18 protein-coding genes are annotated in these 14,991 nt (G+C 73.8%); 11 read left to right on the top strand and 7 right to left on the bottom strand.

What is annotated here, in order from left to right; all coding sequences use genetic code 11:
• The first annotated feature begins 18 nt into the window (after positions 1-18).
• The 4 genes from dapE to folP are packed head-to-tail and all read left to right on the top strand — an operon-like array spanning position 19 to position 3,304.
• Positions 19-1,089 carry a succinyl-diaminopimelate desuccinylase gene (gene dapE / locus KZQ38_RS18870; RefSeq protein WP_219443409.1) on the top strand — a complete coding sequence of 357 codons (1,071 nt, stop codon included), beginning with the start codon at positions 19-21 and terminating at the stop codon, positions 1,087-1,089.
• A gap of 21 nt (positions 1,090-1,110) precedes the next feature.
• A complete protein-coding gene (locus KZQ38_RS18875) occupies positions 1,111-1,881 on the top strand; it encodes an LOG family protein (RefSeq protein WP_219443410.1) in 771 nt (256 codons plus the stop codon).
• Positions 1,863-2,417 (top strand): LOG family protein, encoded by a 555-nt coding sequence (locus KZQ38_RS18880; RefSeq protein WP_219443411.1) that lies wholly within the window; start codon positions 1,863-1,865, stop codon positions 2,415-2,417. Before KZQ38_RS18875 ends, KZQ38_RS18880 begins: the two co-directional genes overlap by 19 nt.
• Before the next feature lie 17 nt (positions 2,418-2,434).
• Positions 2,435-3,304 carry a dihydropteroate synthase gene (folP, locus tag KZQ38_RS18885; RefSeq protein ID WP_219443412.1) on the top strand — a complete coding sequence of 290 codons (870 nt, stop codon included), beginning with the start codon at positions 2,435-2,437 and terminating at the stop codon, positions 3,302-3,304.
• On the opposite strand, the gene KZQ38_RS18890 is transcribed toward folP, so the two are convergent.
• From KZQ38_RS18890 to KZQ38_RS18905, 4 genes are read right to left on the bottom strand one after another with little or no spacing between them, the layout of a single operon-like run.
• Positions 3,301-4,704 (bottom strand): amino acid ABC transporter ATP-binding/permease protein, encoded by a 1,404-nt coding sequence (locus KZQ38_RS18890; protein ID WP_308258467.1) that lies wholly within the window; start codon positions 4,702-4,704, stop codon positions 3,301-3,303. The genes folP and KZQ38_RS18890 overlap by 4 nt on opposite strands.
• On the bottom strand, positions 4,701-6,188 hold the full coding sequence (cydD, locus tag KZQ38_RS18895; RefSeq protein ID WP_219443413.1) for a thiol reductant ABC exporter subunit CydD: 1,488 nt from the start codon (positions 6,186-6,188) through the stop codon (positions 4,701-4,703). The genes KZQ38_RS18890 and cydD overlap by 4 nt, the downstream gene beginning before the upstream one ends.
• Complete coding sequence (locus tag KZQ38_RS18900; RefSeq protein ID WP_219443414.1) at positions 6,175-7,026, bottom strand: cytochrome d ubiquinol oxidase subunit II; 852 nt, start codon at positions 7,024-7,026, stop codon at positions 6,175-6,177. Before KZQ38_RS18900 ends, cydD begins: the two co-directional genes overlap by 14 nt.
• 21 nt (positions 7,027-7,047) lie before the next feature.
• Positions 7,048-8,211: a cytochrome ubiquinol oxidase subunit I gene (locus tag KZQ38_RS18905; protein ID WP_219443415.1), complete on the bottom strand. Its 1,164-nt coding sequence runs from the start codon at positions 8,209-8,211 to the stop codon at positions 7,048-7,050.
• Between the two features lie 88 nt (positions 8,212-8,299).
• Between KZQ38_RS18905 and KZQ38_RS18910 the strand changes: the two genes are divergently transcribed.
• The 5 genes from KZQ38_RS18910 to KZQ38_RS18930 are packed head-to-tail and all read left to right on the top strand — an operon-like array spanning position 8,300 to position 10,600.
• The gene (locus KZQ38_RS18910) at positions 8,300-8,638 is read left to right on the top strand and encodes a PadR family transcriptional regulator (protein ID WP_219443416.1); all 339 of its coding nucleotides are present in this window, start codon (positions 8,300-8,302) and stop codon (positions 8,636-8,638) included.
• The gene (locus KZQ38_RS18915) at positions 8,620-9,303 is read left to right on the top strand and encodes a permease prefix domain 1-containing protein (RefSeq protein ID WP_219443417.1); all 684 of its coding nucleotides are present in this window, start codon (positions 8,620-8,622) and stop codon (positions 9,301-9,303) included. Before KZQ38_RS18910 ends, KZQ38_RS18915 begins: the two co-directional genes overlap by 19 nt.
• A 46-nt stretch (positions 9,304-9,349) precedes the next feature.
• The gene (locus KZQ38_RS18920; RefSeq protein WP_219443418.1) at positions 9,350-9,649 is read left to right on the top strand and encodes a DivIVA domain-containing protein; all 300 of its coding nucleotides are present in this window, start codon (positions 9,350-9,352) and stop codon (positions 9,647-9,649) included.
• Positions 9,636-10,046, top strand: coding sequence for an SRPBCC family protein (locus tag KZQ38_RS18925; protein WP_219443419.1), 411 nt, complete (start codon positions 9,636-9,638; stop codon positions 10,044-10,046). The genes KZQ38_RS18920 and KZQ38_RS18925 overlap by 14 nt, the downstream gene beginning before the upstream one ends.
• Positions 10,043-10,600, top strand: coding sequence for a DNA-3-methyladenine glycosylase I (locus tag KZQ38_RS18930; RefSeq protein WP_219443420.1), 558 nt, complete (start codon positions 10,043-10,045; stop codon positions 10,598-10,600). Before KZQ38_RS18925 ends, KZQ38_RS18930 begins: the two co-directional genes overlap by 4 nt.
• On the opposite strand, the gene KZQ38_RS18935 is transcribed toward KZQ38_RS18930, so the two are convergent.
• Both KZQ38_RS18935 and KZQ38_RS18940 read right to left on the bottom strand, forming a co-directional pair.
• The gene (locus KZQ38_RS18935; protein WP_219443421.1) at positions 10,587-11,366 is read right to left on the bottom strand and encodes an enoyl-CoA hydratase-related protein; all 780 of its coding nucleotides are present in this window, start codon (positions 11,364-11,366) and stop codon (positions 10,587-10,589) included. The two genes, KZQ38_RS18930 and KZQ38_RS18935, sit on opposite strands and share 14 nt — an antisense overlap.
• A 15-nt stretch (positions 11,367-11,381) precedes the next feature.
• Complete coding sequence (locus tag KZQ38_RS18940) at positions 11,382-12,161, bottom strand: PaaX family transcriptional regulator (RefSeq protein ID WP_308258468.1); 780 nt, start codon at positions 12,159-12,161, stop codon at positions 11,382-11,384.
• 263 nt (positions 12,162-12,424) lie between these two features.
• Between KZQ38_RS18940 and KZQ38_RS18945 the strand changes: the two genes are divergently transcribed.
• The gene (locus KZQ38_RS18945) at positions 12,425-12,592 is read left to right on the top strand and encodes a DUF3117 domain-containing protein (RefSeq protein ID WP_012783412.1); all 168 of its coding nucleotides are present in this window, start codon (positions 12,425-12,427) and stop codon (positions 12,590-12,592) included.
• 94 nt (positions 12,593-12,686) lie between these two features.
• A complete protein-coding gene (locus tag KZQ38_RS18950; protein WP_219443423.1) occupies positions 12,687-14,105 on the top strand; it encodes a leucyl aminopeptidase family protein in 1,419 nt (472 codons plus the stop codon).
• Here the strand turns inward: KZQ38_RS18950 and KZQ38_RS18955 are convergent.
• The gene (locus KZQ38_RS18955) at positions 14,093-14,968 is read right to left on the bottom strand and encodes a LysR family transcriptional regulator (protein WP_257901771.1); all 876 of its coding nucleotides are present in this window, start codon (positions 14,966-14,968) and stop codon (positions 14,093-14,095) included. The genes KZQ38_RS18950 and KZQ38_RS18955 overlap by 13 nt on opposite strands.
• Positions 14,969-14,991 lie beyond the last annotated feature (23 nt).

Consider the following 14,991-nt stretch of genomic DNA (forward strand, 5'->3'; position numbering starts at 1 on the left):
AACGGTAACGTGCCGGGGGTGGCTGACACCTTGGACCTCGCTGCCGACCCCGTCTCCCTGACCGCCGCCCTCGTGGACGTGCCCAGCGTTTCCGGCGACGAAGCCCGGCTCGCGGACCTCGTGGAGGCGTCGCTGCGGGAGCAGACGTCGCTGGAGGTCGTGCGCTCGGGCAACGCGGTGCTGGCGCGCACGACGCTCGGGCTGCCCAAGCGGGTCGTGCTGGCGGGTCACCTGGACACGGTGCCGGTCAACGACAACCTCCCCTCGCGGCTCGACGGGGACGTGCTGCACGGGCTCGGCACGTGCGACATGAAGGGCGGCGACGCGGTGATGCTCAGCCTGGCCGCCGGTGTCGGCCGCCGGCCGCGGTACGACCTGACCTTCGTGTTCTACGACTGCGAAGAGGTCGAGGCCACGCGCAACGGGCTCGGGCGCATCGAGCGGGAGCTGCGGGAGTGGCTGGACGGCGACCTCGCGATCGTGTGCGAGCCGTCGAACGCCATCGTCGAGGCGGGCTGCCAGGGCACGATGCGGGTCGAGGTGCGGACCTCCGGGGTCCGCGCGCACACCGCGCGGGGGTGGATGGGCAGCAACGCCATCCACGCGCTCGGCGAGGCGTTGCGGCGGCTGGAGGCGTACGAGGCGCGGACCGTCGAGATCGACGGGTGCCTCTACCGGGAGGGCCTCCAGGCCGTGCACGTGTCGGGTGGCGTCGCGGGGAACGTGGTGCCGGACGCGGCGGTGCTGACCGTCAACCACCGGTTCGCGCCCGACCGGTCCGTGGCCGACGCCGAGGCGCACCTGCGGGAGGTGTTCGCCGGCTACGAGGTCGTGGTGACGGACTCGGTGGGCGGCGCGTTGCCCGGGTTGGGCACCGAGGCGGCGCAGGAGCTGGTGCGCGCGGCCGGTGGGACGCCCGTGGCCAAGCTCGGGTGGACCGACGTCGCCCGGTTCGCCGCGCTGGGCGTGCCGGCGGTGAACTTCGGCCCCGGCGACCCGACGTTGGCGCACACCCGGCAGGAGCACGTGCCGGTGAACCAGGTCCGACGGTGCCGGGAAGTGTTGGCGAGCTTCCTCGACCTCGGGTGATCGCCGGATAGACTCGCGCCAATGAGTGAGCACAACGGCGTCGACGAGCACCCCAGGGAGAAGCAGCGCGGGCCGGTCGTCCTGCGTCGCGGGCGCCGCGATGAGCTGACCACCACCGACCAGCGGCTGCTGGACTCGCGCGGACCGACGGACTGGGTGCACACCGACCCGTGGCGGGTGCTGCGCATCCAGGCCGAGTTCGTGGAGGGCTTCGGCGCGCTGGCCGAGCTGCCGAGCGCGGTCACCGTGTTCGGCTCGGCGCGCACCGGGCGCGACCACCCCGAGTACCAGGTGGGCCGCGCGCTGGGCGGCGCGCTGGCCGAAGCCGGTTTCGCGGTGATCACCGGTGGCGGGCCCGGCGCGATGGAGGCCGTCAACCGGGGCTGCTCCGAGGCGGGCGGGTTCTCCGTCGGGCTGGGCATCGAGCTGCCGTTCGAGCAGGGCCTGAACCCGTGGGTCGACCTCGGCGTGAACTTCCGCTACTTCTTCGTGCGCAAGACCATGTTCATCAAGTATTCGCAGGCGTTCATCTGCCTGCCGGGCGGGTTCGGCACCCTGGACGAGCTGTTCGAGGCGTTGACCCTGGTGCAGACGAAGAAGGTCACCAAGTTCCCGGTGGTCCTGTTCGGCCGCTCGTACTGGCAGGGCCTGTACGACTGGGTCCGCGACTCGGTGCTGGGCAGCGGCAAGGTGGGGGACAAGGACCTCGCCCTGCTGCACCTGACCGACGACGTGGACGACGCGGTGCGGGTCGTGCGCGAGGCGCACCAGGCATGGGCGGACGCGCATTGACCACGGTGACGGTGTACTGCGGCTCGCTGCGGACGGTCCCGGAGCCGTACCTGGAGCTGGCCGCCGAGGTGGGCGCCGAGATCGCGCGGCGCGGCTGGTCGCTGGCCTGGGGCGGCGGGCGCAGGTCGATGATGGGCGCGGTGTCGCAGGCCGCCCGTGCCGGTGGCGCGCGCACCATCGGCGTCATCCCGCGCTCCCTGGTCGACCGCGAGTGGGCCGACCACGACGCCGACGAACTGCTGGTGGTGGACACCATGCGGGACCGCAAGGCGTTGATGGAGGCGCACGGCGACGCGTTCCTGGCGATGCCGGGCGGTATCGGCACGTGCGAGGAGCTGTTCGAGGTGTGGACGGCGCGGGTGCTGGCGCTGCACGACAAACCCGTGGTGGTGCTGGACGTCGACGACCACTACCGGGGCCTCGTGGCGTGGCTGGGTGAACTGGTGGAACGCGGCTTCGTGTCGCGGACCGCGCTGGACTCCCTGGTCGTGACCGACGACGTGCGGACCGCCCTGGACGCCTGCCAGGCCCCGTGATCGCGGGGCGTGGCACGATGCCGGGTATGCGGTTCGGCGATCGTGAGGTGCCCGGGGATCGTGCGCTGGTGATGGCGATCGTCAACCGGACGCGGGACTCCTTCTACGACCGGGGCGCGACCTTCGCCGACGACGCCGCGATGGCCGCCGTCGACCGGGCGGTGGCCGACGGCGCGGACATCGTGGACATCGGCGGCGTGAAGGCGGGCTCCAAGGGCGAGGTGGTCGACGCCGCCGAGGAGGCACGTCGTGTCGTGCCGTTCGTCGCGGCCGTGCGTGAGCGCCACCCCGACCTGGTGATCAGCGTCGACACCTGGCGGCACGAGGTGGGGCGCGCGGTGTGCGCCGAGGGCGCGGACCTGATCAACGACACGTGGGCGGGCGCGGACCCGGAGCTGGCCGAGGTGGCCGCGGAGTTCGGCGTCGGCATCGTGTGCTCCCACACCGGCGGCCTGCCGCCGCGCACCGACCCGCACCGCGTCCGCTACGAGGACGTGGTGGCCTCCGTCGCGGCGGAACTGGTCGAGCGGGCCGAGCGGGTGGTGGCGCTGGGCGTGCCGCGGGCCGGCGTGCTGATCGACCCCACGCACGACTTCGGCAAGAACACCTGGCACGGCCTGGAGCTGCTGCGGCGGCTCGACGAGCTGGTCGGCACCGGGTGGCCGGTGCTGATGGCGTTGTCCAACAAGGACTTCGTCGGCGAGACCCTGGGCGCGGACCTGGTCGACCGGGTGGACGGCACGCTGGCCGCCACCTCCGTGGCCGCCTGGCTGGGCGCGAAGGTGTTCCGGGCGCACCAGGTCCGGCAGACCCGGCACGTGGTGGAGATGGTGGCGGGCATCGCGGGCACCCGACCGCCCGCGAAGGTGTTGCGCGCCTTGGCCTAGGGGCACTCGGCGGTCCACCGGTCGCGGTAGTGGCCCGGGGTGCGGCTGAGTTCGTCGTGCGTGCCGCGCTGCGTCACGCGACCTTCCTCGACCACGATGATCTCGTCGAAGTCCCGCAACGGCGCGAGGCGGTGCGTCACCAGCACCACCTGGCCACGCGCGGCGGCGAGCACGGCTCTCAGGACGCGGTCGCCGTGGCGGGTCGCCAGGCCCTCCACGGGTTCGTCCAGCAGCAGCACCTCCGGGTCGGCGAGCAGCGCTCGGGCCAGCAGGAGGCGTTGGCGCTCGCCACCGGACAGCTCGGGACCCGCGTCCCACGGCACGTCCAGGTCGGCGACGCGGGCCACCTCGTCCAGCCTCGGCTGCCCGGCGTCGGGGTCGGCGAGCCGGACGTTGTCCCGCACCGGGCGCCGGAACACGTGCGCGTCGTCCAGCAGCCCCTTGGCGCGGCCCGGGTTGGCCGCGGCGATCGCGTGCAGCAGGGTGCTCTTGCCCGCGCCGCTGGGACCGACGACGCCGACCCGCCGCGCGGTCGGCAGCAGCAGCGGCGGTGGGGGCTCCGCCGGTGGTGCCGCCAGCGTTTCCCGGACGCGCGTGACCGAGCCGCGGTGTTCCGCCCACCGCCGCGCGGCGGTGGTGAGCGGCACGAAGACCTCCAGGGCGGCGACCGCGCCCAGCACGACGTGTGCCGGTTCGCCGTTCACCAGCAGCAGGACACCCGTGCCGAACTGCACCGCGACGGCCAGGCCGGCGAGGGCCGTCGCGGCGTGGTCGCGCTCTCGTGCGGCGAGGTCGTCCACCAGGTCGCCCGCCCGGTCCAGCGCGTGGTCCAGCGCGCCGAACGCGGTCAGCTCCACCTCGCCCTCGCGCAACGCCACCACGTGCTCGGTCAGCTCGGCACGCAGCGGTGCGAGCGCTCGGAGGCGGCGGTTCGCCAAGCCGAACGCGAGTGCGGGGAGCACTACGCCCGCCAGCAGTGTTCCCGCGAGCAACGGGGCCGGGGCACCGGTCGCGATCAGCACCGTTGTGCCGACCACCGCCGCCACGCCGGCCGGCAGGGCGCAGCGGAGCACCGCGTCCTGCACGGCGTCCACGTCGGACACCAAGCGCGTCAACGCGTCCCCGCCCCGCAACGGTCTCCGCAGCAGCGCGTCGTACACCTTCCCGCGCAGCTCCGCCATCGCCCGCAGCACGGCGTCGTGCCCGGTGAGGCGTTCCGCGTAACGCAGGCCGCCCCGTGCCAGGGCGAGCGTCCGCACCGCCACGACCGCCACGGTCAACGCCGACATCAGTGGCTGCTCCGCCGCCCGCATCACCAGCCACACGGCGGTGGCCGTCAACCCGACGCCCGCCAACTCCGCCGCCGCGCCCACCAGCACGGCGGCCGGCAGTCGCCTCACCGGAACTCCACCACCCGGTCGACCTCGCCCAGCAGGGCCGGTCGGTGCGCCACGACCAGGGCCGGCCGGCCCCGCGTCGCCCTCAGCACGATCTCCTCCGTCCGGCCGTCCAACCGGGACGTCGGCTCGTCCAGCAGCAGCAAGCGGGCGTCGGTGCGGGCCAGCGCGCGGGCCACGGCGACGCGTTGGCGCTCGCCCGACGACAACGCGTGCCGGGCGTGCACGAGGTCGCCGAGCCCCACGGCGCGGGCCGCCCCCACCACGTCCGCGCCCGGCGTGCCGAGCGCGATGTTCTCGCCGACGGTGCCCGGGAACAACGTCGGCCGCTGCGGCACCCACGCGAGATGCCGCAGCCACTCCGCGCGGTCGACCTCACGCAGGTCCACGCCACCCACCAGGACCCGGCCCGCCGTCGGCGGCACGGCGCCCAGCAGCACGGCCAGGGCCGTGCTCTTGCCCGCGCCGCTCGGCCCGACCAGCGCGACCCGCTCACCCGGCGCCACGGTCAGGTGGAACCCGCTCAACGCGGGCTCCGCCCGGTCCGGGTAGCGGACCTCGACGGCCTCGAACACGATCGGCGACGTGCGCGGGTCCGGCGGGCGGCGGCGGGTCGTCGTGGTCGTGCGCGGGGTGGTCGCCAGGGCTTGTTCCAGCACGGCCAGCCCTTCCGCGCTCGCGTGGAACTGCGCGCCCGCGGCCCGCAGCGGCAGGTACGCCTCGGGTGCCAGCAGCAGCACGAGCAACGCCACGTGCAGCGTCACGCCGCCGTCCAGCAGGCGCAGCCCCACCGGCACCGCGACCAGCGCCACGGACAACGTCGCCACCAGCTCCAGGACCAACGCGGACAGGAACGCGACCCGCAGCGCACGCATCGTCTCGGCGGCGTGGGCGTGCGACATCAACCGCACGGTCCGCGCCTGCGCGGCGGCCCGCCCGAACAGCTTGAGCGTGCCCAGACCACGCACCACATCGAGGAAGTGACCACCCAGGGACGCCATCGCCGCCCACTGCGCACGTGTCCGCTCACGCGTGTGCACGCCGACCAAGGCCGCGAACACCGGCACGAGCGGCAGCGTCAAAGCGATGACCAACGCCGAACCCCAGTCCGCGAACGACAACCGCACGAGCACCGCCACCGGCACGGCCGCGGCCACCGCGAGCTGCGGCAGGTAACCCGCCAGGTACGGCTCGACCGCGTCCAGGCCCTTGACCGCGAGCGTGGCGACCTCGCCGGGCGTGCCGGTCGCGTCACGCAGCACCCGCTTCCGCAGCGCCGCCTTGACCTTCGCCGCTTCCCGTTGCGCCACAACCTGTCCGACCCACACCCACGCGGCACGCGCGACCACCACGCCGAGCAGCGGGACCACCCCGCCGGCACCGCTCAGCACGGACGCGAGCAGTTCCGCCTGCACCGGCACGAGGACAGCCGTCACCGCCGCGAGCACCCCCAGCGCGACGGCGTAACGCCGGTCAACGTGCCGCACGGGACATCCACCACGTGGCCCACTGGAACAACAGCACCAGCGGCAGCACGGCCAGCGCCACCCAGCTCAACGCACGCAGGGTCGGGGCGTGCGCCATGACTCCGGCGGTCACCACGGACTGCGCGCCGAACACGGTGAGCACGGGCAGCACGCACGTGGTGGCCGTGCAGAGGAACGCGAGCCGGTGCGCGCCCGAGCGCAACGCGAACCACGTGCCCACGAGCAACGCCACCGCCACCGCCGCGCCGATCCACCCGTAACCGGGTTCGCGCACCACGCCGCCGAACGCCACCGCCGCGGCCACGAACGCCACCGCCGGCAGCACCAGCGCCCTGGCGATCCGCGTGGCCCGCTCACGCGCCGGGCCACGCAGCCGCCAGGTCAGGAAAACCGCGCCGTGCAACAGGAACAGCACCGGCACCCCGATACCCCACAACGCACGCGGACCACCGAGGACGGAGCCCAGCAGCAGGCCCCAGCCGACCGCGACGGTCAGCGCTCCGCCGACCAGCGGCACGTCCCACCACGGGTGCGACCTCAGCTGCACGGCCGCCGTGAACGCGACCAATCCCACCAGGACGACCACGAACGGGACGCGTTGCGCGGACAGCAACTCGCCCTCAAGCCCGGGGAACGCGCCGAACAGCACGCCCGCGGCGGCCACCAGCCACACCTCGTTGCCCAGGAAGAACGGCGTCATCGACCGCAGCACGCGGCCCCGTTCCGCCTCGTCCCGGCCGACGAACCGGAACAGCAGCCCGACGCCGTAGTCGAAGCCCGCCAACGCGAAGTACCCCGCCGTCAGCAACGCCAGCAGGACGACCCACAGACCTTCCACAGCGATTTCCCTTCCGGAGGCTCACAGCGCGGGCACGAGCGGGGACACGGGTTCGGCGTGCTCGACCGGTCCACGCCGCGCGAGGCGGGCGATGAGCACCCAGTCGGCGACCGCCAGCACGGCGAACACGGCGGTGAAGGCGATGAACGAGAACAACATCCCGTCCCGGCTCACGTCCGACATCGCGTCCTCGGTGCGCAGCAGCCCGTAGACGAGCCACGGCTGCCGGCCCAGCTCGCGGTACAGCCACCCGCCGATGGCGGCGATGAACGGCAGCGGGATGCCGATCACCATCAGGTACAGCGGGAACCTCATGCGCACCACCAGGTCCCGCAGCAGCAGCGGCACGGTGAGCCAGCTGACCAGCAGCAGGACCATCCCGATCTGGATCATGAAGCCGAGGCCGACCGCGCCACCGACACCCGCGTCCGCCGTCTTGGTCGGCTGCCACGCCATGAGCGCCGGGAACTGGGCGAAGCCCGCACCGACCAGCAACGGCGTCACCACGGCGGTCGTCACCACGCCCAGCCGCAGCGACCGCCGGAAGAAGTCGACCTCGGTGGTGCGCTTGATGAAGTGGTACGCGCTGACGCCGGTGACGAACACGCCGCCGACCGTCAGCGCGGCGAGCACCACGTGCCACACCGCGGTGGTGAACAGCGGGTTGGTGAGCAGCGCCGGGAAGTCCACCAGGCGCAGCACGCCGTCGCGCTCCTCGTGGCCGACCGGGTGCTGGAGGAACGCGTTCGCCACCATGATCCACAGCGCCGAGGCGTACGCGGTGAGCGCGACCAGCCAGATCAACGCCAGGTGGACCCACCGGCCGAGCCGGTCCCAGCCGAAGATCCACAGCCCCAGGAAGGTGGACTCCAGGAAGAACGCGACCAGCGTCTCCACCGCCAGCGGAGCGCCGAACACGTCGCCCGCGTAGTGGGAGAGCCCGGACCAGTTCAGGCCGAACTGGAACTCCATCACGATGCCCGTGGCGATGCCGAGCGCGTAGTTCACCACGTAGAGCCGGCCCCAGAACCGCGTCATCCGCGCGTGCACGGGGTTCCCGGTCACCGCGCCACGCGTCTGCATGATCGCGACCAGCGTCACCAGCCCCAGCGTGAGCAGCACGAACAGGAAGTGGAACGACGTCGTCACGGCGAACTGGAGCCGGGCGAGTCCGAGTGCGTCCATGGGTAGTGACGGTATAGGTAGGCAGGCAACATGTGATCGGGGTCGTCCCTGATGTGTCCCGGATCTCCGACCCGTAGAGTGGCTACCTATGAAGTCCGATGCGCTGCGCGGCCACCTCGACGCGCTGCTGCTCGCCGTGCTCGACGGCGGGCAGCTGCACGGCTACGCGATCATCGAGGCGCTGCAACGGCGCAGCGGCGGCGCGCTCGACCTGCCGACCGGCACCGTCTACCCCGCGCTGCGCCGGCTGGAGACCGCCGGCCTGGTGTCCGGCGAGTGGAGCACCGTCGGCGGTCGCCGGCGGCGCACCTACCGGCTCACCAAGGCCGGGCAGCGCGCGTTGGCCGCCGAGCGGACCGCGTGGCACGAGTTCACCACCGCGATCGAGGGCGTCCTGGGAGGTGGGCCGTGGCCGGCGCGGGCGTGATCGACGACTACCTCACCGACCTCGGCGGTCGGCTGCGCGGCCCCGAGCACGTCAAGGAGGACCTGCTCGCCGAAGCACGCGACAGCCTGGACGACGCGGCGGCGGCCTACCGGGACGGCGGCCTGGCCGCGGCCGAGGCGCAGGCCCGCGCGGTCGCCGACTTCGGCCCGGTCGACCACACCGCCCGCGACTACCAGGGCCTGCTGGCGCTCGCGCACAGCGTCCGGACGCTGTGGACGCTCATCGTGGTCCTCCCGCTCGCCCGCGTGCTGTGGGAGCTGAACCTCGCGTTCTGGATCGGCTCGTGGCCCTCGTTCGACGGCGTCGCGCCGCCGCCCGCCTGGTACCTGTGGGTGGCCCGCGCGAACGACTCCGCGGGCTGGGTCGTCGCGGGCGCGGCGCTGTGCGCCCTGGTGGTCGGCCGCGTGCTCGCCCGGCGCGGCGTGGGCGCGGCCCCGCTCGCCCGGTTCGCGGGCGCGGTCGCGGTCGCCGGGATGGGCTTCGCGTTGTTCGGCAACCTGTCGATCCTGCTCGCCACGGCGCAGCTCGACGCGGCCCGGCTGGTGATGTCGCCGCCGGTCGCGGCGGCCTCGGTGGTGTCCGTCCTGATCATGCTCCGGCTCACCGTGCTGGCCCGGCGCTGCGTGGTGTTCGCGTCGGTCTAGCGTTCCTTAGCGCTGCGCCGACACCGGATGTGCCACGATTCGTCGTGTGACCACCGCGCTCATCTACCTCGTCGTCATGGTCCTCGTGGCGGCCGTGGTGTTCCTGCTCGCGTCGTTGGTGTTCGGGCGGGGGGAGGAGCTGGCCCCGCTGCCGCCGGGTGCGTCGCCGACCAGGCTGCCCGCCGAGTCGGTGTCCCCGGACGACGTCCGGGACCTGCGGTTCCAGCAGGTCTTCCGCGGTTACAAGATGACCGAGGTGGACTGGGCGCTGGACCGGCTCGCGACCGAGGTGGCGCGGTTGCGGGAGCGGGTCGCCGAGTTGGAGGCGGAGCGTGACCCGGCTTGAGCTGCGCGTCGACGTCGCCGCCCCGGCGGAGGTGACGTGGGCGGCCGGCACCGACTGGGCCCGCCAGGGCGAGTGGATGCTCGCCACGCGGGTCGCGGTGACCGGCGGCGACGGCCGGGGCGTCGGCACCGAGCTGACCGCCTTCACCGGCCTCGGCCCGATCGGCTTCACCGACACCATGACCGTCACCGAGTGGGACCCGCCGCACCGCTGCGTCGTGCGCCACACCGGCTGGTTCGTGCGCGGCACGGCCGAGTTCCGGGTGGTGCCGCACGGCCCGCGCAGCGAGTTCGCGTGGGCCGAGGACGTGCCCGCGCTGCTCGGCCTCGCGCTCCGGCCGGGTGTGCGCTGGTCCCTGCACAGGTTCGCCGAATTCGCCCGGGAGTACCACCGATGAACCGTTGCCCGTGGGGCGACAGCACGCCGGACTACATCGACTACCACGACCACGAGTGGGGCGTTGAGCTGCACGGCGACGTGGAGATGTTCGAGCGGATGTGCCTGGAGTCGTTCCAGTCCGGCCTGTCCTGGATCACCATCCTGCGCAAGCGGGAGAACTTCCGGCGCGCGTTCGCGGGCTTCACGCCCGAGACCGTGGCCGCGTTCGGGTCCGCGGACTTCGACCGGCTGATGGCCGACGCGGGCATCGTCCGCAACCGCGCCAAGATCAACGCGGCGATCGCCAACGCCCGCGTCGTAGCCGAGCTGGACGTCTCGCTGGACGAACTGCTGTGGTCGTTCGCGCCGGAGACCCACGAGCGGCCGGCGACGGCGGCCGACGTGCCCGCCGTCACCGCCGAGTCCAAGGCGATGGCCAAGGAGCTGAAGCGACGCGGGTTCGTGTTCCTCGGACCCACCACCTGCTACGCGTTGATGCAGGCCACGGGCATGGTCGACGACCACATCGCGACCTGCTTCCGCGCCGCTCAGCCCGCCGTCAGCGGCCGGTGAACACCGCCGGCCGCTTCGCCACGAACGCGGCCACGGCCTCCCGGTGGTCGGCGGTCGCGCCCGCCTCGGCCTGCGTGCGCGCCTCGACCTCCAGCGCCGCCGCCAGCTCGCCGGAGAACGCCATCGCCTCCTTGATCTTGGCGTAGGCCGTGGTCGGGCCCGCCGCGAGCGCGCGGGCCAGCTCCAGCGCGGCGGGCAGCGCCTCGCCGTCCGGCACGACCCGGTTCACCATGCCGATCCGCAACGCCTCCTCGGCGCCCACCGGCTGCGCGAGCAGCATCATCTCCATCGCCCGGCCGTGGCCGATCAGCCTCGGCAGCGTCCACGACGCGCCCGTGTCGGCGGACAGGCCCACGTTCGCGAAGGCCATCAGGAACTTCGCCGACTCGGCCGCGATCCGCAGGTCGCACGCGTACGCCAGGGACGCGCCCGCGCCCGCCGCCGTGCCGTTGACCGCCGCGAGCACCGGCTTCGGCATCGCCACGACGGCCTTGACCAGCGGGTTGTAGTGGCGCTCGACGGTGGCCAGCGGCTGCGGGTCGCCGGACTCCAGCAGCCCGACGTGCTCCTTGAGGTCCTGCCCCGCGCAGAACGCGCGGCCCGCGCCGGTGATCACCACCGCCCGCACCGACTCGTCCGCCGACGCCTCCCGGACCGCCGCCAGCAGCCGCTCCTTCAACGCCGTGGTGAACGAGTTGAACGACTCGGGCCGGTTCAGGGTGAAGGTGCGAACACCGTCCGCGTCGTCGATGAGCAGTTCGGACACGTGGAGACCTCCGGTCTAGTCGATACCCAGGCTGTCGTCGACGAACTCGCGCACCGCGGGCGCGAGCCGCGCGGTGTGCCGGTCGAAGAACTCCGCCGCCTCGTGGCCCGGCCAGTCGGCGGGCAGCAGCTCGCGGGGCAGCCCGGGGTCGCGGAACAGGAACTTCCGCCACGCGTGCAGGAACCGCTGGGACGCCGCGAACGCCGCCGGCGGCGTCGTTCCGTCCACAGCGGACATCACCGGTTCCCACTCGGCGACGAACCGCGCGTAGTCCGCGCCGAGGGCGCCCAGGTCCCACGCCCGTGCCGCCAACGCCACGTCCGGACCGTCGTGCGCGCCGTGGAACGCGGCGGACGCGACGCCCTCGGCGGCCAGCACGTCGGTCAGCTCCGGCGACGGCCGCGGCGCGATCCACGTCACGGGTCCCAACGCGCCGTAGCCGAGCAGTTGCAGGGAGGAGGCGAGCCGGTCGCGGGCCTCGCGGGCGGGCAGCTCCTCCAGCACCACGACGTGCCACCGACCGTCCCAGGTGGACGGCCTCGTCCGGTAGATCCGGGCGGCGGCCTCGTCCAGCCGCCGTTCCGCGCGGGGTGTCATCGCGTAGCCGGGTCCGGACGCCAGCTTCACCGGCTCCAGCCAGCCCTGCCGCACGGTGCGCGACACGGCGGTGCGCACGGCGGGCGCCGCGAAGTCAAGGGGCTCCAGCAGCTTGACGAGGGCGGCGATGGTCGCGGCGCCACCCCGCTCGCGGAGGTGACCGCCGTAGACGTCGAAGAGCGCGGAACGTGCTCGCACAGGATCGGAGTCTGTCAGGGAGACCCCGCGACACGCCACAGCCGCCGGAAACGGTCACAACCGGATGACGGTGAAAACGCGGCCGGAAATCCTTGCGCGCACAGCGATCCAGCCCCTGAACTGGGCGTTGCGGAAGATCGTCGGCATGTCCCGGCCCGGTTGGAAAGATCGGTTCGGTTTCGCCGGTGAGTCCGCATAGGGGAGAATGGGTCGAGTATCCGGCTCCGGTCGGACGGGGAGAATGTTGACGGAGGGAGCACGCGATGGCGGCCATGAAGCCCCGGACCGGCGACGGTCCCCTTGAGGTCACCAAGGAGGGGCGTGGCATCGTGATGCGCGTTCCACTCGAGGGCGGGGGGCGCCTAGTCGTCGAGATGTCGGCGGACGAGGCCAACGCCCTGGGCGACGCCCTCAAGGCAGCCGCTGGCTGACCCAGCCGGAGCGACCAACGTCGAAGCCCCGGTTTCCACTGTGGAACCGGGGCATCGCTTCGTCCTGACCACCCGATTTCCCCGAGGAGTCCCCGTGCGCCTGACCGTGCCCGCCCCGCTCGTCGCCGTCGAGGCGGCGGGCTCACCCCGGCGCGGCGCCGGCCGGGTGGTGCTCGCGACACCCGGCGAGCCGCCCGTGCTCGGACCGGGTGGCGAGGAGGTCGACGCCGCGGACCTGTCCGGTGCGGCGGGCGCGACCGCCAAGCGCGGGGACCGGTGGGTGCTCGGTGTCGGCGACGGTGGACCGGCCGACTGGCGGTCGGCGGGCGCGGCGCTGGTCCGGGCGCTGGACGCGGCGGCGGAGCAGGGCGGCGGCACGTCGTTCGACGTGCTGGTCACGCCCGGTGCGGACGTCCGCTCGTTCGTGCTGGGCCTCGCCCTGGGCGGCTACCGGTTCAAGGTCACCGGGCAGCCCGCGCCCCGGCGCGTGAAGTCGTTCCGGCTGGTCGGCGCGGACGTGTCCGCCGACGACGTGCGGCACGCCCTGGACCTCGCGGCGGCCACCGCGCTGGCCCGCGACCTGGCGAACGCGCCGTCGAACGTGAAGGACCCGGCGTGGCTCGCGACCACCGCCGCGAAGGCCGCGGCGGCCGTGCCCGGCCTGGACGCGGTGGTGCGCGACGAGGCGTGGCTGGCCCGCGAGGGCTTCGGCGGCGTGCTGGCGGTCGGCGGTGGCTCGGCCCGCCCGCCCCGCCTGCTCCAGCTCACCTGGCAGGGCGCGCCGGGCGGTCCCCACGTGGTGCTGGTCGGCAAGGGCATCACGTTCGACACGGGCGGCCTGTCGGTGAAGCCCGCCGACGGGATGCACCTGATGCGCACCGACATGGCGGGTGGCGCGGCGGTCATCGGCGCCCTGGTCGCCATCGCCCGCCGCGGCCTGCCGGTGCGGGTCACCGGCCTGGTGCCGTGCGCGGAGAACCACGTGTCCGGGTCCGCGTACCGGCCGGGCGACGTGGTGCGCCACTACGGCGGCACCACCACCGAGGTGACCAACACCGACGCCGAGGGCCGCATGGTGCTGGCCGACGCCCTCGCCTACGCGGTCGCCGAGCTGGCGCCGGACGTGCTGGTCGACGTGGCCACGCTGACCGGTGCGATGAAGGTCAGCCTGGGCGTGCGGACCGGTGGCCTGTTCGCCGACGACGACGACCTGGCCACGCGGATCGCCGAGGCGGGCGAGCGCACCGGCGAGGCGTGGTGGCGGATGCCGCTGCTGGAGGACCTGGTGGACGACGTGCGCAGCGACATCGCCGACCTGCGCCAGTGCCCGCCCGGACCGGGCGGCATCACGGCGGCGTTGTTCCTGCGGGAGTTCACCGCGGGCCTGCCGTGGGCGCACCTGGACATCGCGGGCCCGGCCCGCGCGGACAAGAACTACGCCGAGGTGGTGGCGGGCGCGTCCGGCTACGCCGCGCGCACGCTGGTCGAGTTCGTCGAGCACTACCGGGGCTGACGGGCGAGGGCGTGGTCGCGGAACGCCCGCACGGCGGGTGGCAGCGGCACGTCGGTCGGCCACACCAGCGCGATCTCGCGGGTCGCGCGGGGTGCGAGCGGCAGTTCCACCAGGTCGGACGACCCCTCGGCGTGGGGCAGCAGCGCCACGCCGAGGCCGGCCGCGACCAGGCCGCGCACGGTCTCGCTGTCCTGGCCCTCGAACGCCGGCCGGGGCGTGAAACCGGCCGCCGCGCACAGGTCGTCGGTGATCTGCCGCAACCCGTAGCCGCGTTCCAGGCCGACGAAGTCCTCACCGGCCAGTTCGGCGACGCGGACCGCGGCGCGCACGGCCAGCCGGTGACCCGGCGGCAGCACGAGCACCAGCTCCTGCTCGCGGACCACGGCGTGCGCGAGGCCCGGCACGTCGGGCGGCGGCGCGACCAGCGCCAGGTCCACCACACCCCGCTCCAGGTGGTCGAGCACCACCTGCCGCGAGCCCTGCACCAGCCGGAACCGGACGTCCGGGTGGTCGGTCCGGAACCCGCGCACCAGCTCCGGCACCAGGGTCCGCCCGAGCAGGTGCAGGAAGCCGAGCGCCACCGTGCCGCGTGCCGGGTCGACGTCCTCGACCGCCACCCGGTGACCCGCCTCCAGCACGGCCAGCGCCCGGTCCGCCGCGTCCGCGAGCAGCCGCCCCGCCCTGGTCAGCCGCACCCGCCTGCCGGCGCGCGTGACGACCGGCGCGCCCAGCGACTCGCCCATGGCGGCGAGCCAGCGGCTGACCGTCGGCTGCGGCACGCCCGCCGCCTCCGCCGCACGCGTGACGTGCTCGTCCCGGCCGAGGGCGCGCAGCACGAGCAGCTTCGGGGCCAATTCATCCATCACCGGATCAATTCTCGTCGAAA

This window comes from Saccharothrix obliqua, from assembly GCF_019375475.1.
Taxonomy (GTDB): domain Bacteria; phylum Actinomycetota; class Actinomycetes; order Mycobacteriales; family Pseudonocardiaceae; genus Actinosynnema; species Actinosynnema obliqua.